The sequence below is a fragment of the Dyadobacter sp. NIV53 genome (genome assembly GCF_019711195.1).
Taxonomy (GTDB): domain Bacteria; phylum Bacteroidota; class Bacteroidia; order Cytophagales; family Spirosomataceae; genus Dyadobacter.
The window spans coordinates 3,566,217-3,592,225 of record NZ_CP081299.1; the positions used below are offsets into that span (position 1 = coordinate 3,566,217).

At 40.2% G+C, this 26,009-nt stretch carries 20 protein-coding genes and 3 pseudogenes; 19 read left to right on the top strand and 4 right to left on the bottom strand.

Annotated features, from left to right (window positions below):
• Positions 1 to 112 precede the first annotated feature (112 nt).
• A complete protein-coding gene (locus KZC02_RS14395; RefSeq protein ID WP_221394723.1) occupies positions 113 to 655 on the bottom strand; it encodes a hypothetical protein in 543 nt (180 codons plus the stop codon).
• A gap of 12 nt (positions 656 to 667) precedes the next feature.
• The gene (locus tag KZC02_RS14400) at positions 668 to 1,846 is read right to left on the bottom strand and encodes an ImmA/IrrE family metallo-endopeptidase (RefSeq protein ID WP_221394724.1); all 1,179 of its coding nucleotides are present in this window, start codon (positions 1,844 to 1,846) and stop codon (positions 668 to 670) included.
• Between the two features lie 184 nt (positions 1,847 to 2,030).
• Here KZC02_RS14400 and KZC02_RS14405 point away from each other — a divergent pair.
• Positions 2,031 to 2,168, top strand: a pseudogene (locus KZC02_RS14405) (helix-turn-helix domain-containing protein); the annotation flags it as partial.
• 422 nt (positions 2,169 to 2,590) lie between these two features.
• Positions 2,591 to 4,447, top strand: a complete 1,857-nt coding sequence (locus KZC02_RS14410; RefSeq protein ID WP_221394725.1) for a CocE/NonD family hydrolase — start codon at positions 2,591 to 2,593, stop codon at positions 4,445 to 4,447.
• A 94-nt stretch (positions 4,448 to 4,541) separates the two neighbouring features.
• Here the strand turns inward: KZC02_RS14410 and KZC02_RS14415 are convergent, their stop codons facing one another.
• Together KZC02_RS14415 and KZC02_RS14420 are read right to left on the bottom strand one after the other, a co-directional pair.
• A complete protein-coding gene (locus KZC02_RS14415; protein ID WP_221394726.1) occupies positions 4,542 to 7,175 on the bottom strand; it encodes a valine--tRNA ligase in 2,634 nt (877 codons plus the stop codon).
• A gap of 87 nt (positions 7,176 to 7,262) precedes the next feature.
• Positions 7,263 to 9,074 carry a sensor histidine kinase KdpD gene (locus KZC02_RS14420; protein ID WP_221394727.1) on the bottom strand — a complete coding sequence of 604 codons (1,812 nt, stop codon included), beginning with the start codon at positions 9,072 to 9,074 and terminating at the stop codon, positions 7,263 to 7,265.
• A gap of 180 nt (positions 9,075 to 9,254) precedes the next feature.
• On the opposite strand from KZC02_RS14420, the gene KZC02_RS14425 reads away from it, so the two are divergent.
• From KZC02_RS14425 to KZC02_RS14505, 17 genes and pseudogenes are all read left to right on the top strand, one after another.
• Entirely contained in the window at positions 9,255 to 10,049 is a 795-nt protein-coding gene (locus KZC02_RS14425) for a T9SS type A sorting domain-containing protein (RefSeq protein WP_221394728.1), read from the top strand.
• A 203-nt stretch (positions 10,050 to 10,252) separates the two neighbouring features.
• Positions 10,253 to 10,835: pseudogene (locus KZC02_RS14430) on the top strand (adenylate kinase).
• Between the two features lie 37 nt (positions 10,836 to 10,872).
• Positions 10,873 to 11,881 (top strand): annotated as a pseudogene (obgE, locus tag KZC02_RS14435) (GTPase ObgE).
• An 81-nt stretch (positions 11,882 to 11,962) separates the two neighbouring features.
• Entirely contained in the window at positions 11,963 to 13,444 is a 1,482-nt protein-coding gene (locus KZC02_RS14440; protein ID WP_221394729.1) for a sialate O-acetylesterase, read from the top strand.
• A 162-nt stretch (positions 13,445 to 13,606) separates the two neighbouring features.
• Positions 13,607 to 13,837, top strand: coding sequence for a hypothetical protein (locus KZC02_RS14445; protein WP_221394730.1), 231 nt, complete (start codon positions 13,607 to 13,609; stop codon positions 13,835 to 13,837).
• A 580-nt stretch (positions 13,838 to 14,417) separates the two neighbouring features.
• Positions 14,418 to 15,188 (top strand): T9SS type A sorting domain-containing protein, encoded by a 771-nt coding sequence (locus tag KZC02_RS14450; protein ID WP_221394731.1) that lies wholly within the window; start codon positions 14,418 to 14,420, stop codon positions 15,186 to 15,188.
• A gap of 164 nt (positions 15,189 to 15,352) precedes the next feature.
• Positions 15,353 to 17,530, top strand: a complete 2,178-nt coding sequence (locus tag KZC02_RS14455; RefSeq protein WP_221394732.1) for a T9SS type A sorting domain-containing protein — start codon at positions 15,353 to 15,355, stop codon at positions 17,528 to 17,530.
• Positions 17,531 to 17,699: 169 nt separating this feature from the next.
• Complete coding sequence (locus KZC02_RS14460) at positions 17,700 to 18,071, top strand: NADH-quinone oxidoreductase subunit A (protein ID WP_221394733.1); 372 nt, start codon at positions 17,700 to 17,702, stop codon at positions 18,069 to 18,071.
• A gap of 122 nt (positions 18,072 to 18,193) precedes the next feature.
• The gene (locus KZC02_RS14465) at positions 18,194 to 18,736 is read left to right on the top strand and encodes an NADH-quinone oxidoreductase subunit B (RefSeq protein WP_221394734.1); all 543 of its coding nucleotides are present in this window, start codon (positions 18,194 to 18,196) and stop codon (positions 18,734 to 18,736) included.
• A 7-nt stretch (positions 18,737 to 18,743) separates the two neighbouring features.
• Positions 18,744 to 19,244 carry an NADH-quinone oxidoreductase subunit C gene (locus KZC02_RS14470; protein WP_221394735.1) on the top strand — a complete coding sequence of 167 codons (501 nt, stop codon included), beginning with the start codon at positions 18,744 to 18,746 and terminating at the stop codon, positions 19,242 to 19,244.
• Positions 19,245 to 19,268: 24 nt separating this feature from the next.
• A complete protein-coding gene (nuoD, locus tag KZC02_RS14475; protein WP_221394736.1) occupies positions 19,269 to 20,495 on the top strand; it encodes an NADH dehydrogenase (quinone) subunit D in 1,227 nt (408 codons plus the stop codon).
• Between the two features lie 106 nt (positions 20,496 to 20,601).
• A complete protein-coding gene (gene nuoE, locus KZC02_RS14480; RefSeq protein WP_221394737.1) occupies positions 20,602 to 21,099 on the top strand; it encodes an NAD(P)H-dependent oxidoreductase subunit E in 498 nt (165 codons plus the stop codon).
• 29 nt (positions 21,100 to 21,128) lie between these two features.
• The gene (gene nuoF / locus KZC02_RS14485; RefSeq protein WP_221394738.1) at positions 21,129 to 22,469 is read left to right on the top strand and encodes an NADH-quinone oxidoreductase subunit NuoF; all 1,341 of its coding nucleotides are present in this window, start codon (positions 21,129 to 21,131) and stop codon (positions 22,467 to 22,469) included.
• 29 nt (positions 22,470 to 22,498) lie between these two features.
• The gene (locus KZC02_RS14490; RefSeq protein ID WP_221394739.1) at positions 22,499 to 23,614 is read left to right on the top strand and encodes a 2Fe-2S iron-sulfur cluster-binding protein; all 1,116 of its coding nucleotides are present in this window, start codon (positions 22,499 to 22,501) and stop codon (positions 23,612 to 23,614) included.
• Positions 23,615 to 23,662: 48 nt separating this feature from the next.
• Positions 23,663 to 24,742, top strand: coding sequence for an NADH-quinone oxidoreductase subunit NuoH (gene nuoH, locus KZC02_RS14495; protein ID WP_221394740.1), 1,080 nt, complete (start codon positions 23,663 to 23,665; stop codon positions 24,740 to 24,742).
• 22 nt (positions 24,743 to 24,764) lie between these two features.
• A complete protein-coding gene (locus tag KZC02_RS14500; protein WP_221394741.1) occupies positions 24,765 to 25,358 on the top strand; it encodes an NADH-quinone oxidoreductase subunit I in 594 nt (197 codons plus the stop codon).
• A 39-nt stretch (positions 25,359 to 25,397) separates the two neighbouring features.
• Positions 25,398 to 25,916: an NADH-quinone oxidoreductase subunit J gene (locus KZC02_RS14505; protein WP_221394742.1), complete on the top strand. Its 519-nt coding sequence runs from the start codon at positions 25,398 to 25,400 to the stop codon at positions 25,914 to 25,916.
• Positions 25,917 to 26,009: the final 93 nt, after the last annotated feature.

The following is a 26,009-nucleotide window of genomic DNA, read 5'->3' on the forward strand; positions in this document are numbered from 1 at the left end:
AATTTGCCTTTACTTACGACAATCATACCTCTAATTTCAATCAAAACAATGACCATGACGCCTAGTTAGCATTACTATGTAATATTGCTGTTAATAATTGCTTTCAAAATTATCATTTGACACTTAATTCTAACATTGCCTTTGCGACATTAGCTGTACTTCTATCATATTGTTCATGACCATAATTATGCTTTTCGTTTAAGAGATAAAATTCTCGATATAAATCAAATGGATTTTGCGACTCTCCGACCCAAATAAAAATAATATCCAATATTTCCTTCATAACTGGTTGATAAGTCATTCTTCCATCAGATTTCCTTACACCACTATTGTCAGACTTCTTCTTCCCCAAGTTTAAAAAAACATTTTTTTCATCATAAATTATATTTCTAAATTCTTTGTATTCTTTTCCCTTTGGCAAGAAATCCATTAAAAGCTTTCTAATACCGGTGTAATACAGACTGTACTTTTCCGATGGATCCTCAAACTCTTTTCCAATTAACTGTCTTAATTCGTCAAACTCTTGCAAACTACCCGTTTCAGAATTAATTGTTAACTGTTTCCCAATTCTTTCATTGGCTTTTTGCAATAACTCCAATCTCTCAATATCTGCCTGAGACAATTGCTCCTTTTTTGAATCTTTACTATCTTCCATGTGCTTAACTTATTAGATTTCTAAAATTGATCTGATTTTTTGACTAGCTTCTTTTAAATTTTCCTCATTCCATGTAATTGGATTTAATTTCTTAATCGCAGATACATAATCTGGATAATGTTCTTTAAAGGCAGCATGATAATTTTTTTCATATAGACTTTTTTGATACCAAATAAAGAAAGAGTACACTATTGAAGGGTGAACTTCAATTTCGTTTGCAAATTTTGAAACCACGTATGGATTAGTTATATACCTTTTTATGTAATGAAATTTCTCCTCAGACATGAAAAAATCTCTGGCAAAACTATCCGCCTTTTCTTCTATTAGAAATAGATCATTGTTATCAGACAGATGGTAGCTACTCGTTTCAATTGCTTCAAAATCGAATAATACATGGTTTAATTCGTGCAGTAATGTAAACCATAATGTCGGATAACTTTTATTGAAATCTGTTATAACAACACATGGTTTACCACTTATTACAAACGTAGCTCCTCTAACTTGGGTAGTAGTCAAATAACTTTGGAATATAATTGTCACTCCAATATTATACAATGCTCGACAAACCGTTAGAAGGCCATTACTTACATCTTGACTATACGGCTTAATTTTAACTACCAGCTCCTTCAACTTCTCACGCCTATACTCATTGGGATTTTTAACAATTTTGAAGGTTTGATAAGCAGACTTTATCCAAAAATCCTTCATTTTATCCGAATGATTTTTCTTGATTCTGCTATATAGAGGTTCATGCAATTGTTCCTCAAACTCTTGTATAGAGTCATATCCGAAATAGGCCAAAACCTTGGCTACTAACTCTTCTGTGGAATAACTATTGTCAAAAAATCCTAATTTAGTTAAAGCCTTTACGTCAAAATTTTTAATGATAAAGGATGCTTTTCTAGAACTGTCTATGGACGAGATATTTTCTGGACTTTGATTTTTAAGTACAATTTTTATAAAACTTGCTATGTCAAAATCCAAGAACTCAGCAATTTTGACAATATTTATCAGATTCGGCTGCCTAGCCGTACCACTAATAAGCTCTTCAAAAACATCTTTATCAATATTAAGCAGTTTTAAAGCCTTAGTTTTGCTTAAATTATATTCCTCAAGCTTAGCTTCAAAAATTTCCTTAACGTTAGTAGATGCGTCTTCGAAAATTGAATTTAATAGCTTTTCAACATTCATAATAATTTATTAAAAGAGGAATTACCCCTGCAAATATAGCAAATAAATTACTATTTAATATTTTTAAGGGTAATTACCCTTAAAAATATTAAATAGTAAAATTCGTTTTTCCCTGACTATAGGATCCTTCAAATGTCATGATTCACCAAATATTGTTTAAAAAGAGTTTGACACTAAGGAAGAACTTGCAAAAAAAGTCGGTACTACAAAATCTTATATTTCAAAAATTGAAAATAATTTCAAGGAGGTTCGCCTTTCGACACTGCAAAGAATTGTTGAAATCGGATTGGGTGGGCATTTACAATTGAATATCCAGCTATAACGAAATCTCTACCAGATTGCTCACTCTATTAAGCTTCGTCACTACTTATTACGGTGCGCTGCACCTTCCAATTTTCACTCGTAAATATATAAGCTACAAATATTACGGTGCTCTGCACCTTTGTTACAGGTATAGGTGCAGAGCACCGCAATATTTGTAGAAATGTCCCGATCAAATCGATTCCAAGGTGCAGCGCACCGTAATAACTGCCGAGTATTGTGCTTTAGAAAATCCCCTTGCCTGAAGCTGCCATCGCACAAGCTATTTCGGCCCATTCTTACTTTGGAAAGTAAACTGAATAACAGAGAAAAAACTACCCAAAACGTCAATTTCTGATTAGATTGCTAAAGAACCGGTCAGCAAAAGCATCACTCGAAAATTCGGCTTCCAAATAACTCCTATACCTTAAAATAATAACAGAAATGAGAAAAATTGTACTGTTAGCCTTCATTTTCTTTCCTTTTCTTCTATCTGCACAAAATGTTGATTCCACTTGGTTTGTAAATAATTATTTAAAAAAAGAAGTGATGATTCCGATGCGGGATGGGATCAAGCTTTTTACGGCGATTTACACGCCGAAAGATCAGTCGGAAAAGCATCCGATCCTTTTGACCAGAACTCCTTATTCATGTGCGCCTTACGGACAAGCGCCTTCTGCCAGATATTGGAGAACGTTTATGATTGAATATTGTAAAAAGGGTTATGTTATGGTTGTCCAGGATGTTCGCGGACGATGGATGAGTGAAGGTGTATATGACCTGATCCGCCCCTTTAATCCAAATAAAAAAACCAGTACTGACATCGACGAGGCGAGTGATTCCTACGACACGATCGACTGGCTGGTGAAAAACGTAGAAAATAATAATGGAAATGTTGGAGGTACCGGCATTTCATTCCCAGGATTTTATGCTACAATGATTGCTCTAAGTAATCACCCTGCCTTGAAAGCGGTAAGCCCACAAGCACCTGTAACCGATCGTTTTATGGGTGACGATGATCACCATAATGGCGTCTTGTTTACCCCGGATGCCTTTGAATTTCTGGTTGGAGGCGGAATGACCCAGCCTCGCCCCAAACCAACTACTTTACCTGCCAAGAGATATATCATTCAGGATAAGGACAACTATTCTTTTTATCTGAAGACTGGTTCAATAGCCAATTTGACAAAGATTGCGGGTGATAGTTTGTTGTATTGGAATCAAATGATGGAGCATCCAAACTACGATGAATTTTGGAAATCCCGCGATGCCCGGGTTGGTATTAAAGATGTAAAACCTGCCATTCTGATTGTTGGCGGGCTATTTGATGCCGAAGATAATTATGGCGCTTGGGAAACTTACAAAGCTTTTGTTAGGCAAAGTCCTGGTACAAATAGCAAACTGGTAGTAGGTCCATGGGCTCACGGTCAATGGTCCGGACCGGATGGTTCACGTTTGGGAAACGTCCAATTTGGCAGTAATACCAATGACTGGTATCAAAAAAGTGTCGAAATTCCTTTTTTCGACTATTATTTGAGAGGTAAAGGTTCTGTTGATGATATCAGCAAAGCTTCTATATTTTTTACGGGTGAAAATACGTGGCGAAAATTTCCAAAATGGCCATCAGCACAAGTAAAACAAACACCTGTTTATCTGGAAGAAAATGGGAAACTTTCATTTGCTCCGGTACAAAAAGGAAAACCGACATTTGATAGTTACATCAGTGATCCTGCAAAGCCAGTTCCATATACCGAAAAAGTCCATTCCAGGCGTACCCGTGAATACATGACCGACGATCAGCGATTTGCTTCCCGACGTACGGATGTTCTTGTTTATGAAACAGATACCTTAACAAAGGATTTAACGCTTGGAGGTCCGTTAGTAGCTGATCTGCTTGTGAGCATATCCAATACGGATGCGGACTTTGTGGTAAAACTGATTGATGTTTTTCCGATTGGTGGCGAAATTGATCCCATAACAAGTTATCCTATGAGCGGTTATCAGATGCTCGTGCGAGGGGACATTATGCGCGGTAAATTCCGTAACAGCTTTTCGAAACCCGAACCGTTCGTTCCAGGCAAGCCAGCGCAGGTAAAATTCACGTTACCCGATGTTGCACACACTTTCAAAAAAGGGCATTGCATGATGATCCAGATTCAAAGTACCTGGTTTCCGCTGGCAGACCGGAATCCTCAGCAATTTTTGGATAATATTTATAAGGCGAAGGATTCAGACTTTGTGAAGGAGACGATAAATGTTTTTCATGGTGGTTCTAAGATAATTTTGCCGGTGCTAGAGTAGTCTTAATCATTGCTAAAAAGTAAAAATAAAACCGGCTTTCAATCCAGGAAGGACAGAAAGCCGGTTTTGTTATTGATCTAAAATACAAAATTGTCTACCCCAGCCTAACCAGCGCCTCCTGCAAAGTCATTATCTTTGCCTCCGCATCGGCCAGTTTCTGACGCTCTTTTTCCACAATATCTCCTTTTGCATTCGCCACAAAACGCTCGTTGGAAAGCTTTTTAGTTACCGATTCTAAAAAGCCCTGAGTATAGACCAGTTCTTTTTGCAGATTTTCACGTTCAGTTTCTACATCAATTTCATCAGCTAGGTTTACGAAGAATTCATCCGATTTCACACGGAATGAGGTTCCTTCCGATTCCCCTTCTACAAAACTAATGTCTTCAATATATGCCAGCTTTGTGATCAGCTCCGCAAGACTTTCGTAGCGTGCTTTTGAATCGGTACGAATGGCAAGTGGAAGAGTCGTTTTTGGGCTCAGGTTTTTTGCATTACGAATATTCCTGATGCCGGAAACGAGTTCAAACAATATGTCAAAATCATTCAAAAGAGACAAATCCGACTGTCCTGCCTGTGGAAATTCTGCAATACAGATGGAATCATTTGCTTTCCTGCCCCTAATATTCTGCCAGATTTCCTCGCTGATAAACGGCATAAACGGATGCGCAAGCCGCATCAGCTGATCGAAAAATTCAAGCGTTGCTTCAAATGTGATCGGATCAATTGGTTTTTCGTAAGCCGGTTTGATCATTTCCAGATATTGAGCACAAAAATCGTCCCATATCAATTTGTAAACTGCGTTAAGCGCATCCGAAATACGGAATTTGGTAAAATGATCCTGAACTTCTGACAAGGTCACATTCAGCTTACTTTCAAACCATTTTACAGCCAGAACCGATCCCTGCGGAACAAGCAGATTCGTATCAATTTCCCAACCTTTCACCAAACGGAAAGCATTCCATATTTTGTTACAGAAATTCCGCCCCTGTTCTACCAGTTTGTCATCATAAGGCAAATCATTTCCTGCCTGTGAACTGAACAGCATTCCGGTACGAACACCATCTGCTCCGTGCGTATTGATCAGATCAATCGGATCAGGTGAGTTACCAAGAGATTTGGACATTTTACGACCCTGTTTATCTCTTACAATTCCGGTCAGATATACATTTTTGAATGGATAAGTGCCTTTATATTCATAACCGGCAATGATCATACGTGCAACCCAGAAGAAAAGTATTTCGGGAGCCGTTACCAGATCGTTGGTTGGGTAATAGTAATTTATATCATCATTATCCGGTTCTTTTATTCCGTTAAAAACCGAAATCGGCCATAGCCAGGACGAAAACCAAGTGTCCAGCACGTCAGGATCCTGCGTAATATCTTCTTCGGTCAAAGCAAAAAGCTGATATTCAAGCTGAGCCTTTCTAAGTGCTTCACGTTTGCTTTTTGCTACGATTATAGTCCCGTCTTTCAGGTAATAAGCAGGAATACGGTGTCCCCACCAAAGTTGACGGCTGATATTCCAGTCACGCACATTTTCCATCCAGTGACGGTAAGTATTCTTAAATTTAGGCGGGATCAGCTGGATCGTATCGTCCATCACATTATCAAGTGCAGGTTTGCTGATCTTTTCCATTTTCAGAAACCACTGTTCCGAAATCCGTGGTTCAATTACAGAATCTGTTCTTTCCGAATGGCCCACATTCGATTTATATTCTTCTATTTTTACCAGACTTCCTGATTCTTCAAGCAGTTTGATAATTTTTTTACGTGCTACAAAACGATCTTCTCCAATTAATATCTGTGCTTTTTCATTCAGCGTACCATCTTCATTAAGCAAATCAATAATAGGAAGATTATGTTTTTTACCTAATTCATAATCATTGGTATCGTGTGCAGGTGTAACTTTTAAGCACCCTGTTCCAAACTCAATTTCTACATATTCATCTGCAATGACCGGGATAGCGCGGTTGATCAATGGAATTAAAACTTCCTTTCCAATCAAATGCTGGTAACGTTCATCAGTCGGATTAACACAAATCGCCACATCCGCCATGATCGTTTCCGGTCGAGTTGTAGCCACAACAACCCCCTGCCCTTCTCCCTCGCCCCCTATCATTTCATATTTAAGATAAACCAGTTTCTGATTTACCTCTTTCATAATTACTTCCTCATCAGAAACTGTGGTACGTGCCTGTGGATCCCAGTTTACCATCCGGTGTCCACGATAAATATCACCTTTTTTATGCAGATCAATGAAAACATCGATCACAGAATCGTACAAATCAGGTTCCATCGTGAACCGCGTACGTTCCCAGTCGCAGGAAGCACCCAGTTTACGAAGTTGCTGCAAAATAATCCCACCATATTTGTGCGTCCATTCCCAGCAATATTCCAGAAATTCATCCCGGGTCAGATCGTGTTTGCTGATGCCTCTTTCTTTAAGCATCGCAACTACCTTTGCTTCCGTAGCAATAGAGGCATGATCCGTACCCGGAACCCAGCAGGCCTCTTTGCCTTCCATCCGTGCTTTCCGTATCAAAATATCCTGAATAGTGTTGTTTAGCATGTGTCCCATATGCAGCACACCGGTAACATTGGGCGGAGGGATCACAATTGTGTAGGGCTCTTTATCGGGATTGGGTTTTGAATTAAAAAACCGGTTTTCAATCCAGTAGGAATACCATTTATCCTCTATTTCCTGAGGTGCATATGTTTTGGAAATCATTCTAGTAGGTAGAAAAATGCGACGAATCGCGGGTTGCTGTCTTAAAAAGACGGCAAGTTAGGATTTGCAGACGAAATTTTCTAAAATTTATACTTCAGCAGCAACAGGCAGCCATATTGTAAAAGTACTCCCCTCGCCCGATTTGCTTTCCACTTTTACAGTTCCTTCATGGGCTTCCACCATTTTTTTTACGTAGCTAAGCCCAAGTCCGAACCCTTTTACATCGTGCACATTTCCCGTTGGAACACGGTAAAAAGTATCAAAAATCTTATGCAGCTGCTCACGGTTCATGCCAATTCCCTGATCAGAAACAGACAGTTCGATGCCGTTGTTTACATTATTTGTAGTGATAGTCATGTGTAGTCTATCCGGAGAATATTTAATGGCATTGTCAATCAGGTTATTGATAACATTGGCCAAATGAACTTCATCGCCTGACACTACTTCATTTTCTGCCTCAAATTCCAGATCAACTTCTCCGTTCTGCTGTTCAATTTGTACGCTCTGACTGTTCAAAGCATTTGTAATCAAATCATTAATATTGACAAATGTGCGCTTCAATTTAACCTGTCCTTTGTCAAGGAGCGCCATTTGCAGGACTTTTTCAACATGAGTTCCGAGCCGTTTATTTTCTTCTTTGATAATTCCAAGATACCTGGTCAGGCGCGGGGAAACCAACTGACTTTCAGCATGAATTGAATTTTCATGTGCCATTTCCGCAGCCAGGGCTATCGTGGATATGGGAGTTTTAAACTCATGGGTCATGTTATTAATAAAATCGTTCTTGATGTCGGAAAGTTTTTTCTGATGCATAATTGTACTTACCGCCATGTAGAAACAAGCCATTACGACAATAATCAATATGCCTGAACCGCCAAACATTACACCCATATCACTCATAATGTGTTTTTGCTGATCTGGAAAATAGACAAATAATGAATTTTGCTGAAGCGTTTCATTGGGGAATAAAGAGGCTTTATATGATCTTCCCTGCCACTCTGCCGGTTTCAGGCTTGCAGTTGAGAAAATAAAATTATTAGCAGCCTGGCCTTGTACGGCAAATTCATACGGTAAAGTAATGCCGTTTTCTTCAAATTCTTTTTTAAGCAATGTATCCAGTAAAAACCTGTTGACACGTTCCTGAATCGGTCTTTTGGCATACAATAAATCTTTCATTACTTCCCTGAGCAATTCTGCTTTATCAGGGTTTTCTTTACCTGAAAATGTCAGATCCGTTATACCATTTTTGCGGTTTTTATCCAAGACCGAACGCGCGTCCTTTTTCTTGAAATATGCTTTTTGCAAAGTGTCCTGGCTTTCGCTGTAAATCCTTTTTCCGGAATTTTTATTTTGCGTCAATACATCATTGAACGCTTTCCCCAATTTTTTCTCATCTTCCATTCTTCTGCGCACAAACTCATCCATTCCTGCCAGTCCGAACTCCTGAGCCTGAAAAAATTCTTCCATTATTTTCTGCTGGTGATCGGCCATAATCCTGAAATTAGGGCTCAGCACATCCGTAGGCACTCCATCCGTAGATATCTGGTAATGTATTTCATCACCGCTCGGGCTCACAGTCACTTCAATTTGGGGGCTCTTATACTGACTAACTTCCTGTTTGGGGGGAATAACTCTTTTTACAGGCACATTTCTGAGCTGTGTAATTCTTTCAAGCCGGCTTTTTTGCTGTTCGGTTTCTATCCTTTGCTGGAGCAAATACATCATTTCCTGCTTTTCAAGACGATGTACAACTTCCTGTACCGACTCAGCAACTTTACGGTTAAACTGGTCATTACGAATTGCAATGGCCTCCCGAATCCAGTACCATTGGAAACCGATCAGGCCAATCAATGCCAGGCACATAAGACCAACAATTATCTGGATTTTTCTTTTTGTCATATTTTATATTTGTCCGATCAGCCGTTTGATGCAACCTAAAATTACTTTTCACGACCTTATACGAATCAACAAATTTAATGTATCACCATAGGCGAATACTGTATTTAACAAAATTTAACACCTGAAAAATACAGCCAGCCTTAATTTTGTAATTGATTCATACACAAAAATCTAAATGCCATGAAACACATTTTTAAACAAAGAATGCTCCTGATGTTTTTTGCCCTTTGCGGTTTTGCAATGAATACGTCCGTTTTCGCACAGTCAGCTGGTAAGGATAAAAAAACAACAATCCGTATTAAAGTTTCGGAAGATGATAACGGAAATGTGAAGGACATAGAAAAGGAATACAAGGTCAAAAGTATGACCGCCGAAGAGCAAAAAAAGTTTGTAGATAAGGTATTGGATTCACTTGGTGCTGGTTCAAAATCCGATCGCACTGTATCAATTACTGTTGATGATGGCGAAGACGACCAGATTACTACAAGAAAAAGGAAAAAAGTGATCATGGATCATCGTGACGACCGCGAGCCACTGGCATTTCTCTGGAAAGGTGACTTTTCTGATGATTTCGATTTCGATAGTGAAAAATTCCGTTCACACATGCGAAACTTTGAAAGAGAATTTAAACCAAAAGCCAGAATCATGATGAAAGACATGGAAAATTTTGGCGACCGGATGGGTGATTTCTGGAACAAGGAAGTAATGAAGCCATCAAGCGTGCGGGACTTAAATGTGTATGCCAATAATCCGGATAACGGCATAATTAATCTGCGGTTTCACGTTCAGCAAAAAGGGGATTTGACTATAACCGTAACGGATACGAAAGGAAAAGAAGTAGGTAAAAAGGAAATTAAGGATTTTGAAGGAGATTTTGTAGGGCAGGTGGACCTGAAAAAAAACACGAAAGGGACTGTATTTGTAACCGTTGTACAAAACGAGGACGGAGCAGTAAAAAGAATAGTTATTCCCTAAATATCAACACATTACCTTGTTCCTCTGATTTTAAATAATCAGGGGAATTTTTACGTATATATGGGTAGCATTTTTACTATTCTTGTCTTAACAAATAAGATATTTTATCGAAAAATATATAATAATTAGAAAGACATGCCCTAAGAATTGTAAATTTGCCGTAAATCACCTATCGTCTGCGACATCCAATTTATAAAGCTACTATGCTGAATCTAATACTTTTTGGCCCTCCGGGTGCAGGAAAGGGCACCCAAAGTGAAAAAAATCATTGCCAAGTATAATTTGATACACCTCTCTATAGGTGATTTGTTACGTTCTGAAATTCAGGCCGGAACTGAACTGGGGCTTAGAGCTAAAACCTTAATGGATCAGGGATTGTTGGTTCCGGATGAAGTTGTAATTGGTATGATCGATCACAAACTGAGAGATCACAGAGATGCTGCCGGATTTATTTTTGATGGTTTTCCACGTACAGTAAAACAATCGGAAGCATTGGACGAATTACTTGCCAGGTACAATGAAAGTATTTCAGTAATGGTGGCATTGGTAGTGGATGATGAAGAATTACTTTCCAGGTTATTAAACCGCGGAAAAACCTCCGGCCGCCCGGATGATCAGAATGAAGAATTGATCAGCAAGCGGATTCATGAATATAATAGCAAAACAAAACCCGTAGCTGATTATTATCAGGGACAAGGAAAATTCATTTCGATAGATGGTATTGGTGAAATCGAATCCATATTTGATGAGATTACGAATGCTATCACCAAAGTCTCACTTACCTAATTACAATACAATAATTTAAATTTCATCAACACACATTATGGCATCCTCCAATTTTATTGATTATGTAAAAATTAATGTTCGTTCGGGTTCGGGCGGAGCAGGATCTTTACATTTCAGACGTGAAAAACATGTAGAAAAAGGAGGACCTGATGGTGGAGACGGAGGCCGGGGAGGCCATATTATCCTGAAAGGCAGTGCACAACTTTGGACACTTCTGCATTTGAAATACACCAAGCACGTCAAGGCATTTGATGGTAAAGGTGGAGAAGGCGGCAGAAGATCAGGGCTGATTGGAAAGGATATTATACTGGAAGTCCCATTAGGCACAGTGGCCAGGGATGCGGAAACCGGAGACCAGTTATTTGAAATTACAGAAGACGGACAGGAAATTATCCTGTTGAAAGGTGGCCGTGGAGGAATGGGGAATGACCATTTCAAATCAGCTACCAACCAAACTCCCCAACATGCACAACCCGGTGAAGCCGGACTGGAGGCATGGGTTGTTTTAGAACTTAAAGTACTGGCTGATGTTGGCCTTGTTGGTTTTCCTAATGCCGGAAAATCAACATTATTGTCCGCTGTATCTGCTGCAAGGCCCGAAATAGCAGATTATCCGTTTACAACCCTTGTACCTAATCTTGGAGTAGTTGCCTATCGCGATTATAAATCCTTCGTAATGGCTGACATTCCGGGAATTATCGAAGGAGCTTCACAAGGAAAAGGGCTTGGGTTACGCTTTTTAAGGCACATTGAAAGAAATTCCATCCTGCTATTTATGGTTCCTGCTAATAGTGAGGATATTAACGCTGAATACGAAACCCTTCTGCAAGGAACTCCGACTTTATAATCCTTCCCTTCTAGACAAAAGCCGCATTCTGGCTATCTCAAAATCTGACCTGGTTTCTGATGAAGAACGTGCTGATTTACAAAGCAGCATTCCGGAAAACATTCCGCATTTGTTCATTTCAGCAATAACTCAAGAAGGAATTGAACAATTAAAAGACAGGATATGGAATTTAATTAACGAACCGTTTTCCGTTAAATAATTATTGCTACATTCATTGCAACCTATTACTGCAATTGAGTGTCAATTAAGTTATTTTTGATTAAATCTTTATCAGGTATAGATGAAACACGGTTTACCTATTCTAATCTGGGCTTTTCTAAGCCTCGGGTCTTTTGATGCGTCCGGACAAATAAGTATTGATTTTCCATCCGTCAGAGCTATTTTTCAACGGGATAAAAATAAAAATGCAACTATTTACATTTCAGGTAAATACACTAAATCTGTCGACCGGATTGAAGCAAAGCTAATTGCCATCAATGGTGGTGCTGATGTTGGCTGGGCTACCATTCATTCTAATCCGCAAGGCGGCCTGTATAATGGTGGGCTTACAACCAGCGGAGGCTGGTACGAATTACAGGTCCGTGGCATGAAAGGCGATCAGCAGGTCAGTTTTAACTCGGTTTCACCAGTAGGTATCGGCGAAGTTTTTTTAATAGCAGGGCAATCTAATGGGCAAGGCTTTCAAAATACTTCTACTTTTGATTATGGCGCACAAAGAGCATCTGATGACAGGGTAAACTGTATCAGATACAGCAACAATGGCAGTTCGGATACTAATTTCCCTTATCCGTCATTTTCTCATCTTGAATCAGATTATCAAATTGCTCCCAGAGGACAATCAGCCTGGAGTTGGGGGAAATTAGGAGATTTACTGGCTTCCCGGCTTGGTGTACCTATCCTGTTTTATAATGTCGGCTGGGAAGGGACTTTAGTGCGGAGCTGGCGTGAAAGTATAACAGGAACAGCGACGTCCCCATATGTGAATGCAACTTATCAGCCATCCGGTATGCCTTATGCAAATTTGAGGTCGACATTGCAGTCCTATGTACCCATGACGGGAGTAAGAGGAATATTGTGGATTCAGGGAGAAGCTGACAATCAGTTTAATACGGCAGCAAATACTTATGCAAATGACTTAAAAGCTGTAATAGATGCAAGCCGCAATGATACCGGAAAAAATATAACCTGGGCAGTTTCGCTTACTTCATATGTTAACAGATTTGGCCTGGATAACAGTATCATTGAAGGGCAAAAAAGAGTGATCAGCACTGTTGCCAATGTATTTACAGGGCCCAATACAGACGAAATACAAATCCCAAGGACAGATCCTGATGGTGTACACCTTCATCACGAGGGGCTTACTGCTATGGCAGAATCATGGAATAATCATTTGAACGACGATTATTTTTCACGCTCCGAGCCCGTTTTGCCCATAAGGCCATTACAGGTTGTAGCCAGTTGCGTTGGGAATAATAGTATCAGCCTGGCTGTAAACAGTGATGGTTATACATCTGTGAGCTGGAACACCGGCCAAAATACAAGCAGTATCCAGGTTGGGAATGGTACTTACAGGGCTACTGCCCGTGATAGCAGAGGAAACATAGTTTACTCTCCTGAAATAAGTATCAGCGAAAGCATACAACCTGCACAGCCAGTTATTTCATTGGAAGGCAGTAATCCGGTATGTTTAGGAAATACAGCTACTTTAGTTTCAAATACATCTGAAAATATACACTGGAACACCGGTGCTACTTCTGGATGAGGCGATCCACAGGCAATGGAAGTGAGAATAATGCCTGGCTCCTGCACACAAAGAGAGTGGCTGTGAAGCCACATCTTCCAAGAGACGCACGGCTTGTCCCGGATTCCCCGCCATGGCAGCAGCTGATGCACCGCATACCGTGGCATCTGCAGCGGTCACGCTGTGAGCAGGCGCACAAAGCTCGTGGACGAATTCAAGCAGCATACAGTTACCATCCAAAACCAATGTCCAACTTATTCTTGGTGTTACATGAGAACCATGGACGGCCACGAAGGAAATGCCTGTGGAGGTTACCCAGGAATGCTGAGCTCCTTCCAAGTCCTGATGAAGCCTGGCCGTGGGACCACGTTGGTTGGTTGCCATGCCCAGAACTGGGTGCCCATTCATGCCTGATGGAACGCCCATGGCAAGTGTGTTGCATTAAGTCAGTCATTCCACATTCCACAAGTCCAGTCTACCTGGGAGCAGTCCTAGCGGTGGTCCAGATCACTGGAGAACACAGAAGGTCTCCCATAGCAAGTTCAAATATGAGTCCGGCCTGATGCAGGCCTGCATCACGTGTAACGGTTCTCAGAGCCAAATCTTACCCAAATCTCAGCAGTTCAGTGTCAGCTGAGGCCACCCACTTTTCTGCTGATTGGGCTGGGCCCAGCGAGCCTACAGCCATCCTATGGCAGGTGTGAGCTGCCCACGCTCTCCTGGCAGGAGGTTGCTATTTCACCGTGCACAGGGAAATTTATTATATCCAAGAGGTAAATGGAGGCATATGCCTGTTCTTCCCAAGATTGGGCAGTGGCGCAAATCTGCCCACAGTCGTTCTGGAGGCTGTGCAGATGGCTCAAATAGCTCTTTTTCATAAATGATTTTTAATTTTTTCTGCTGGACGAAGTCATATTCAATTTATTTTAAAATATCGATGTATACGTCCGCTATACGTGGCAACATTTTAGCAATTAAAAGGAAATAGCGGTAATTGATAATCAATGAATTTAAATGTTATTCAGACCCTAGTAATAAGATAATTACTGAAACACTTGCACTTCCGCCAGCTCCTGCAATAGCAGCATTAGGGGTAACAACAATTTGTGATGGTGACTTTGTAGCTTTGAAAGCAACCAAAGGAGACTCTTTTATCTGGAATACCGGTACGAAGCAGGATACGATACATGTAACAGAGCCAGGCGCATACTCAGCACGCGTAGAAGACTCAAAAGGATGCCTGTCCCCATATTCTTCACAAATACTGGTTAATGTTAAAACAACACCTTCCATACCAGTTATTACCCAAATTGGTGTTTACACTTTAAAAGCTGATAACAATATTAATGACGGTGAACATATCTGGAAAATGAATGGCAAAGTACTTACAGAAACCAGTACTACAATAAAAACAATAGAGTCGGGTTCGTATATCGTTAATAACAGTATTACTTACAGCGCAGCACTAACCTGTTTTTCCGATTTCTCAGAACCGTTTACCTTCATTCCTGACAACAAAAACAATGGTATGATTGCTTATCCAAATCCATCAAATGGAAATATTACTATTGAAACAGTTCAAAATTTGACCAATGCAACTGTTCAGATGATAGATAGCAAAGGTACTGTTCATAAAAATTTTACAATAAAGAAATTCGACAGTCAAAAGTATTTTAATATCTCCGATCTTTCCTCAGGAATATATTTCATTCGTGTCCTTTCCAAATCCTTTAATGCATACCAAAAAGTCGTTATTGTGAAGTAAAAAAGGTTCTGCTTTTATTCTAAAATCAAAAAAATGGAATAGTTATATTATTGCCAAAATAATCTTTTAAATTTGTTTCCGTTTTTGCACATATAGGAAATGTGCTATATCATCAATTTTAATCTTTCTGACTATGAGAGACTTTACATGTATTATAAATTCAAATGCACAATAAATTTATTTCCTGGGTAAAAGCAAATGCATTACTGTTGTTTTGTATCATTCCGGCAACAGTATTTTCACAAGTTTCAGAAATTTCACCAATGACTATTACTTCACCTGCGCTTAGCGCAGTATATCAGCGTGATGTAAAGGGAGAACGGACTATTACTGTAACCGGTACATTTAACGTACCTATGGACAAAATTGAAGTACGGGCAGTTCCCGTAATTGACTGGCAAGGAATTTCAACTGGTTGGCTGCCGTTGCAAACGGCTCCAAAAGGAGGGGTTTTTGAAGGAAATATTACAATTCACGGTGGCTGGTATACTATTGAAGTGCGTGGAACAGCAAATGGTAATGTTGTAGGAAGAGGCGTAGTGCAAAGAGTGGGTATTGGGGAAGTGTTTCTGATTTCCGGACAATCCAACGCACAGGGGCTTAAAAAATATTTAGGCAGTGCAGATAATGATCCGCCAGGTGCTGAGGACGAAAGGGTGGTTTATGTATCAAATTATGAGAATGATAGTGAGGGAATGTATAACGACTTGTTGACAGATCCTCCTGCACCTCAGTTTGCCCAGATTAAACGAGGGTTGAAAACGATGTCACCGCGAGGGCAGACTGCCTGGTGCTGGGGAATTTTAGGTGATATTCTGGTAAAAAAACTGAATCTCCCTGTTTTATTTATTAATACAGCATGGGAAGGAAGTTCTATCATCAACTGGTATGAAAGTTCTAAAGGCCAGCTGACGGTAAGTAAATATGACTACCCTTATCCGAAGGGCATGCCTTATGCTAATCTTCGGATTGCGGCCAGGAATTACGCAAACCAATATGGAGTAAGAGCAATTCTTTGGATGCACGGAGAAACGGATGGTTTATACAATACGCCAAGGAGTGTTTACAGAGATAATCTACAGGCTGTAATTACCACATTAGAATCGGAAATTGGCAAAAGGCTAACCTGGGTGATTACGCGTACTTCAAGAACGGCACCAAATGGCTCGTTGATATCTGCAACATATCCAGTTATTGTTGCTGCTCAAAACGATGTTTTGGCTATTCCCTTTAATCCAACCTGGGCAGGACCTGAGACTGATGGCCTGGTTCCTGATCGTCCTATAGACGGGATTCACTTTATTGGTAAAGAATCATTAACTATCCTTGCAAATGCATGGGCAGATAAGCTTGACGCCAACTTTTTCTCGACTGTAACGCCCGCAGCACCAGCAGCCATTCCTACTCTTACAGCAGCATGTGTTTCGACAAATAATGCCGTGACTATTTCCCTTCCGGAAGGATATTCGTCTTATACCTGGAATACAGGCGCTACTGGTAATTCTATAACAGTATCTACACCGGGAACTTACCGGGCGACTGTAAAAGATAATTTTGGAAATTCTATTTTAAGTTCGGTAGTAGTGTTGGAGAAAAACGCCAGACCAGACCTGCCAATTATTACACAACAGGGTACACAACAAGCTTGTGCAGATTCGTCATTTCAGTTCTCTGTAACTGATGACGGTAATATTTATAGCTGGTATAAAAAAGACTCAGATGCTGTAGTAGCCACCGGAATTGCTGCAAAAATCTCTGAAAGTGGGAATTACTATGTAAAAGCCCAAAATATATTTGGTTGTGTTTCTGGAAACTCTGCGGATGCTTCACTCATTATTCGTCCGAAAATTTCCAAGCCGATAATTGAATCATCAGGCCCTTTCAGCATTACTGCTTCAATTGAAGAAGAGGGACTGAATGAAAAATTCCTATGGAGACGGCCTGGTATTGAGGCTGATACTACGGCAGATATGATCAAAATTTTAAAAACAGGTGTCTATAGTGCCCGTGCCGTAGTTACTTATAAAATAGAGGGTAACTCAAACTTATTAACTTGTTACTCTGATACTGCTTCACGTGAATTTAGAACAAATGAGAGTAACGAGGTGGTAATTTATCCTAATCCAAGCCAGGGAAATTACATTTATGTAGAGTCACGGGATAATATTACAGATGCTAAAATTACTTTATATGATATTTTCGGGACGGTTATAAAAACTACTGCACCACAGCTTTTAAACAGCAGGCTGGAATTAAATGTGAGGAATTTGCCAACCGGCAAATACATCCTAAGGGTCACAGGAAAAGACCAGAGCCTGACAAAACAGATTGTTGTGCGATAAATATTAAATCTTTAATTAGTTATAAATAAGCCCTGAGTGATCGGGGCTTATTTAGTATGATACTAATTAGATAAAAGAAAAAGTAAAGAATTTGATTGATAAATTTGCAAAAGCTAATTTTGACTGATACAGAAAAAGATATTGCAGATTGTAATAGAACAGACCATCAATGAAAAATTATCAACCTTCAGATTATTTGCCAATTCTGGTTCAGTTTATACTCGCAGCGGGATTTATTGGTGGCACAATGATTGTAACACATTTAATTGGCCCCAGCCGTAAAAGCAAACTGAAAGATGATCCTTTCGAATGCGGTATTGAATCCGTAGGTGATGCACGTACTCCTATTTCGGTAAAATATTTCTTAGTAGCAATTCTATTTGTACTATTTGACGTAGAAGTGATTTTCATGTATCCCTGGGCAGTAAATTTCAAAGAGCTGGGAATGTTTGGTTTCGTTGAAATGTTGTTGTTTATGGCATTACTACTATCCGGATTCTATTATGTGATCCGCAAAGGGGTTTTGAACTGGGAAGAATAGAATCCGTTTTCTTTGATAATGGCTGTGTTTTAAACATAGCCATACTGCAACTGAGAGCAGACAGGATAAGTTGACAAACAGAGCTAAAAGCTGAATGCTGATAGCCAAAAGCTGATAAAATCATGAAAGAAGTAACAATAGCGGAAGCTCCGCAGGGACATAGTGGTTCAGGCTTTTTTGCTACATCATTCGATGAAGCAATTGGTTTGGCAAGAAGTTACTCATTGTGGCCGCTTCCATTTGCAACATCATGCTGTGGTATCGAATTTATGGCAACCATGGGTGCACATTACGATATATCACGGTTTGGATCTGAACGTCCGAGTTTTTCTCCGCGTCAGGCCGACTTGCTGATGGTAATGGGCACGATTGCTAAAAAAATGGCCCCGGTTGTAAAACAGGTATATTTACAGATGGCTGAACCACGCTGGGTACTTGCAGTTGGTGCTTGTGCATCCAGCGGAGGAATTTTTGATACTTACAGCGTATTACAGGGGATCGACCGTATTATTCCTGTGGACTGCTACGTTCCCGGCTGTCCTCCAAGACCTGAACAAATTATCGACGGACTGATGCATATTCAGTATCTGGCTCAAAATGAGAAACTTCGCAGAAGAAATACTGACGAATATCAGGAATTGTTAGCATCATATAATATTCAATAATTACCCTATGCTAAGTAACCAGGAAGTAGCAGAAGAGCTATTGGGAAAATTTGATGAGCATGTATTTGACTTTGAAGAGCCATATGGATTGCTTACCTTATCTACCACACGTGAGGAAATCATTCCGGTTCTGGAATTTTTAAATAACCATAAAACCTATCAAATAAGTTTTCTTACTGATTTGACTGGTGTTCATTATCCTGACAGTAAGGGAAAAGAATTTATGGTTGTATATCACTTGCATAGTTTCATTCATAATTTCAGGATCCGTCTTAAGGTTTTCTTATCTGAAACGGATATTCACATTCCGACTGCTACGGGCATATTTGCCTGCGCAAATTGGATGGAACGTGAAACTTATGATTTTTATGGTATTCTTTTCGACGGTCATCCGAATCTGATGCGCATTCTTAATATAGATGAAATGGACTATTTTCCGATGCGTAAGGAATATGCATTGGAAGATGCCACGCGCGAAGACAAGACAGATGCACTTTTTGGTCGATAACCACTTTACTGAACAAAGTAAGATATGGCAGATATCGAATTATTACCACATAACGTTCCAAATACAGCTGAGCTACCAGAGTTAATTGAGGAGTTTACAACCCTTAACCTGGGCCCAACTCACCCTGCAACACACGGGATCTTCCAGAACATCCTGAAAATGGATGGCGAGAAAATTGTATCAAGCGAACAAACAATTGGTTACATACACCGCGCTTTCGAAAAAATTGCAGAAAGACGGCCATTTTACCAGATTACTACCCTTACAGACCGGATGAATTACTGTTCGTCTCCAATTAATAATTTTGGATGGCACATGACGGTAGAGAAACTTTTGCAAATAGAAGTTCCAAAGCGTGCGCAATATATACGCGTTATCATGATGGAATTGGCACGAATTTCTGATCACCTGATCTGTAACAGTATCTTAGGTGTAGATACAGGGGCATTTTCCGGTTTCCTTTATGTAATGCAAAAACGTGAGGATATCTATGAAATATATGAAGAAGTCTGCGGTGCACGTCTGACAACAAATATGGGTCGTATCGGTGGCATGGAGCGCGACTTATCTAACGTTGCAATACAAAAGATCCGAAACTTCATTAAGACTTTCCCGCCGGTTCTCCAGGAATTTGAAAAGCTGATGAGCCGTAACAGGATTTTCATGGACCGGACTATCAATGTTGGCCCTATATCTCTGGAACGTGCTTTATCATATGGTTTCACAGGACCGAATTTAAGAGCAGCAGGACTTGATTATGATGTCAGGGTAATGAATCCGTATTCTTCTTACGAAGATTTTGATTTCAGCATTCCGGTTGGACAGAGCGGCGATACTTTCGACAGATACAACGTCCGTATTGAAGAAATGTGGCAAAGCCTTAAGATTGTTGAACAGGCGATGAACAATCTTCCGGAAGGCCCTTACTATGCAGATGCTCCTGAATATTATTTGCCTCCCAAAAAAGAGGTTTACAGCAGCATGGAAGCACTTATTTACCATTTCAAAATTGTAATGGGAGAAATTGATGCTCCTCAGGGTGAAGTTTACCATGCTGTAGAAGGTGGTAACGGAGAATTAGGATTTTACCTGATCAGCGACGGTGGACGAGCACCATATCGCCTTCATTTCCGCAGGCCAAGTTTCATCTATTACCAGGCATTCCCTGAAATGGCTAAGGGTAGTACACTTTCCGATGCAATTCTGACTATGAGTAGTCTGAATGTGATTGCAGGAGAGCTTGATGCATAGGCTATAATTATTGAATTGTTAAGTGGAATAAACTAATCATTTACTGTTTGTTATATCATATTTCAACAATAGCTGATTTCGATTTTCATAAGATCATATTAAAGAAATGACTGAAACATCCAACCCCATTACGTTTACCCCTGAACGACTGGAAAAAGTTAAAGAAATTATAGAGCGTTATCCGGCAGGCCGTCAAAAATCGGCGCTATTGCCAGTTTTACACGTAGCTCAGGAACAATGGGGATGGGTAAGTAGTGAGGTAATGGATTATGTGGCCGGTTTACTGGATATTTTACCTGTTGAAGTTTATGAAGTAGCGTCTTTCTATACGATGTATCATCTTGAACCAGTTGGTAAGCATGTGATCGAATATTGCAGAACAGGCCCTTGCTGCTTAATGGGTGGAGAAGATATTTATGGCTATCTGAAACAAAAGCTGGGAATTAACGCCGGAGAAACTACTGGCGACGGCCTTTTTACAATTAAAGAAGTAGAATGTCTGGCTGCCTGCGGATGGGGTCCGGTTTTTCAGATTCGTGAAAAATATTACATGAATCTTACCGAAACGAAGGTAGACGAAATTATAGAAGAGTTAAGTAAATAAGCTTTAAGGGCTGAAAATATTAACCTGAAATGGCTAGAAAAATATTAACGGAATATATTAATGTACCCGGCATCGAAACCTTCGACGTTTATCGTAAACAAGGTGGTTATAACGCTGTTGAAAAAGCTTTAAAAACCATGACTCCGGAAGAAGTCGTGGAAGAAGCAAAGAAATCAGGGATAAGGGGAAGAGGCGGTGCCGGATTTCCAATGGGTATGAAATGGGGCTTTCTGGCTAAACCGGAGGGTGTTCCGCGTTACTTGGTTTGTAATGCTGATGAATCGGAACCTGGCACTTTCAAGGACCACCATCTGATGAAATGCCTTCCGCATTTGCTTATTGAAGGAATGATCATTTCCAGCTATGCCCTGGGAGCGAAGAAATCTTTTATATATGTACGCGGTGAGCTGATGTACGTAATCCGCATACTTGAAAAAGCCATTGAAGAAGCTAAAGCAAAGGGATTTTTAGGGAAAAATATTTTGGGTACCGGGTATGATCTGGAACTCGTAGTTCAGCCTGGTGGCGGTGCTTACATTTGTGGCGAGGAAACAGCTCTACTGGAATCTCTGGAAGGTAAAAGAGGAAATCCTCGTAATAAACCACCATTTCCTGCGGTAAAAGGACTTTATCAGAGCCCAACTGTTGTGAATAATGTTGAATCCATTGCTAATATGTCATGGGTGATCAACAATGGCGGTGAAGCTTATGCAGCCATTGGAATTGGCCGTAGTGCCGGAACCAAGCTTATTTCTGCATCAGGACATATCCAGAAACCAGGTGTTTATGAAATTGAGCTGGGATTAAGTGTTGAAGAGTTTCTTAATTCAGACGAGTATTGCGGTGGAATCCGTAAAGGGCATCATCTGAAAGCATTAGTGGCAGGTGGTTCCTCTGTACCTATTTTGCCTGCTCATCTAATTATGAAAACGGCAAATGGTGAGGACAGGCTTATGAGTTACGAATCTTTGTCGGACGGTGGTTTTGCAACCGGAACTATGTTGGGATCCGGTGGTTTTATCGTTTTTGATGAAACGGCCTGTATCGTTCGAAACACATGGAATTTTTCCCGCTTTTACCATCATGAATCTTGCGGGCAATGCAGCCCATGCCGTGAAGGAACGGGATGGATGGAAAAAGTACTGCACAGAATTGAACATGGGCATGGAAGCATGCATGATATAGATTTGCTGGTTGATATTGCAAAGAAAATAGAAGGAAACACAATTTGCCCGCTTGGAGATGCGGCAGCCTGGCCAATTGCCAGTGCAGTCCGGCATTTCCGGGATGAATTTATGTGGCATATTTTGCATCCTCAGGAAGCTTCCCGGCCAGGAGCCGTCTATCAGGGCGAAATGGCATTGGTCTAAAAATTCAGGTGTGATTCGGATAAAAGAAAATGGAAGAAGTAAAACCACAATTGATAAAAATTACTTTCGACGGAATTGAAGTTGAAGTAGAACCGGGAACAACCATCATGCAGGCTGCACGTAAAATTGCAGAAGCAGATGATAGTCAGGCGGGATTAGTTCCTCCTGCTATGTGCTATTACAAGCCATTGCCTGCTTCGGGAGGAAAATGCCGTGCTTGTCTGGTACGTGTTGCACAAGGTTCAACAAAAGATCCGCGACCAATGCCTAAATTCGTTCCTTCATGCATAACGCAGGTACAGGAAGGAATGGTAGTCGAAAATACGACTAACCCGGCCGTTCTGGATACAAGAAAAAGTATCGTTGAATTTTTATTGATCAATCATCCGCTCGATTGTCCTATATGCGATCAGGCTGGTGAATGTCATCTGCAGGATTTTGCATTTGAGCATGGCTCGGTAAAAACACGTTACGAAGAAGAAAGAAGGACTTTTGAAAAAATAGATATTGGTCCGTTCATCCAGTTACATATGACACGCTGCATTCTTTGCTACCGTTGTGTATATACTGCTGATCAGATTACGAATAAACGCGAACATGGTGTGATGGGACGAGGTGATGCTTCGGAAATAAGCACTTATATAGAAAAAGCAATTGATAACGATTTTTCCGGAAATGTGATCGATGTTTGTCCGGTAGGTGCCTTAACTGACAAAACATACCGTTTCAAAAACCGCGTCTGGTTCTCTAAACCGGAAGATGCGCATTGCAATTGTGACAAATGTTCAGGGAAAGTAATTATCTGGTATCGCGGCGATGAAGTAATCAGAATTACAGCACGGAAAAACGTCTGGGGTGAAGTGAATGAGTTTATTTGCAACACATGCCGGTTTGAAAGGAAGAAAACCAGTGACTGGACTTTGGAAGGACCAACAAAAGTAAAACGCAGTTCTGTTATTTCTGCTAATAAATATCGTTCAGATCTTATCAAGAAAACAGATTTTTCTTTACGATTGGCTGCGACTCAGTTCAAGCCTATTGATGATGAACGTGCTTATGTTACTGATACAGAAACAATACGCCATCAGAGTATTGAAAATAACGATAAAGCAAACCATCGTTCATTAGCTCAAAACAATAATTAACATTACTGGGAATTTACCAGTATTGTCATTTTATAAATGTTATAAAAAATGGAATTAGCGGAGTTCGTCATTAAGACCATAACAATATTAGTTGTTTTTGTTCTTACCCTTGTCATTGCTATGTACTCGACATGGGGCGAAAGGAAAGTGGCCGGTTTTATTCAGGATCGGATGGGGCCAAACAGAGCAGGTCCGGGTGGCTTATTGCAGCCATTGGCAGATGCAGGAAAAATGTTCTTTAAAGAAGATTTTATTCCGGCTCTTGCCAACAAATGGCTGTTTATTGCAGGCCCTAGTTTAGCCATGCTTACAGCTCTTCTTGCAAGTGCAGTAATCCCCTTTGGAAGTACTTTCAGATGGGAAGGCAAAGAAGTTGTTCTTCAGGGTGTGGAATCCAATATCGGAATTCTGTACGTTTTTGGTGTTGTAGCACTTGGAGTGTATGGAATCATGATTGGTGGCTGGGCTTCCAATAATAAATTTTCCTTGCTTGGAGCTATTCGTGCTGCATCACAAAACATTAGTTATGAAGTAGCAATGGGATTATCACTGATTGCTATTTTAATGATGAGCAGTTCACTTTCCCTGGGTGAAATCGTATCACAGCAACATGGCGGCAACTGGAATATTTTCTACCAGCCTCTCGGGTTTATTATTTTCCTTACATGCTCTTTCGCAGAGTGTAATCGCGTACCATTTGATCTTCCTGAGTGTGAAACCGAGCTTGTAGGTGGTTATCATACAGAATATGGCAGTATGAAACTTGGGTTCTACCTATTTGCTGAATACATCAATATGTTTGTATCCTCGGCAATTATCTCTGTTTTATACTTTGGAGGTTATAATTATCCTGGTATGGATTGGGTATACGATCAGTTAACTGGTGCATTGGGAACACAAACCGGACATAACATTGCAACTTTAATTGGTACAGCAGTATTTTTTGGTAAAGCGCTGTTCTTTATTTTCTTTTACATGTGGGTACGCTGGACTTTACCGCGTTTCCGTTATGATCAGTTGATGAACCTGGGATGGAAAAAACTGATTCCTTTAGCTATCTTTAATATTATCATTACGGGCGCAGCTGTGCTTTTCTTAAAGCCGCTGATTACGGCCTGGTTGAATTAAAACATATAATAAAAGTATTGCCATGCAATTGACAAACCGCTCGAAGCAAGTAAGCAATAAAGAAATGACGCTGATGGAACGCGCCTACCTGCCGGCTATTGCTACGGGTTTGGCAATTACACTCAAGCATTTTTTCGCCAAAAAAGTAACAATTCAATATCCGGAAGTAAAAAGGTATCTTGGACCGGTATTTCGGGGCAGACATATTTTGAAAAGGGATGAAGATGGCCGTGAAAGGTGTACTGCTTGTGGACTTTGTGCAGTCGCCTGTCCTGCGGAGGCTATTCAGATAGTTGCAGCTGAACGTGAAAAAGGAGAAGAAAAATTATACAGAGAAGAAAAATATGCAGCTGTTTATGAAGTAAATATGCTGCGTTGTATTTTCTGTGGATTATGTGAAGAAGCCTGTCCGAAACAAGCAGTATATTTGCGTCATGATGAATTTATCCCTGTATTTGCAGATAGAGATCAAGTGATTTGGGGTAAAGATCTTTTGGTTGAAGATATGAACAATCGCTATACCCGTGAGACCTGGACAAAGGAGGAAGCCTATGAGCTGAATGCAAAAAGAGCCAATGGTGAAGTTACCAATGTTGTTCCACGCGCTATTCCCTGATTTCTGACCATTTAATCTAATTGCCGTAATTATTATCGTATGAATCCGTCGCTGTCTTTCTTTTACTTTCTTGCTTCTCTCACTATTCTTAGTGCACTGATGGTTATCCTTTCGCGGAATCCTATTCATAGTGTACTTTATCTGATCCTGACATTTTTTACACTTTCAGGGCATTATATATTATTGAATGCGCAATTTTTGGCTGCTGTAAACATTATTGTGTATGCAGGAGCTATTATGGTGCTTTTCCTCTTTGTCATTATGTTTTTGAATATCAAACAGGATCATGAGGAATCCAAAACCAATTTGTCTAAAATCGCTGCGGCCATCGTTGGAGGTACTGTGTTCGTTATTCTGATTGGAGCTTATCGTAAAAGTGTAATTCCTACATTTAGCGGAGAGAATTTTGATTCGCAGGTTGGTATGATTGAAAACCTTGGAAAGTTACTTTTCCGCGATTATTTACTTCCTTTTGAGCTGGCTTCAATACTCCTGCTAGTAGCGATGGTGGGTGCTGTAATGCTTGGAAAACGCGAAATTGGAGAAAGGCATTTTTAGTTAACAATACCAGATTTATAAAATATTATTGTAAAAGAGAAAGGTCACCGATTTGGTGACCTTTCTCTTTATTTTATTCCTTAATCCACCAAT